This is a genomic window from Burkholderia sp. SIMBA_051 (assembly GCF_046534915.1).
GTDB classification, from domain to species: domain Bacteria; phylum Pseudomonadota; class Gammaproteobacteria; order Burkholderiales; family Burkholderiaceae; genus Burkholderia; species Burkholderia ambifaria.
In genome coordinates this window covers 1-252 of sequence record NZ_JAWRXS010000602.1, presented here as the reverse complement: position 1 = coordinate 252, position 252 = coordinate 1, and the positions used below count along the sequence as shown (strand labels likewise).

The following is a 252-nucleotide window of genomic DNA, read 5'->3' as shown; positions in this document are numbered from 1 at the left end:
ACCGTGCTGCTCAACGTCGGCGCCAGCCTGCTGTTCTTCCGCGGGCCGCGCGCGCTGCACCGGCGCGTGGCCGCCACGCTGGCCGCGCTGGACCTGCGCGTGTCGCTGGGCATGGCGCCCACCGCCGCCGGCGCCTGGCTGCTGGCGCATCGCGGCGGACGCCGGCCGCCGCGCCGGGTGCTCACCCCGCGCACCCTGGCGCGCCGGCTCGACGCCCTGCCCGTGGCCCTGCTGCCCCAGGCCCGGCCGCGC

1 pseudogene is annotated in these 252 nt (G+C 81.7%); it reads left to right on the top strand.

The annotated features are described in order from the left end of the window. Positions 1–252: pseudogene (locus SB771_RS35900) on the top strand (DNA polymerase Y family protein); the annotation flags it as partial.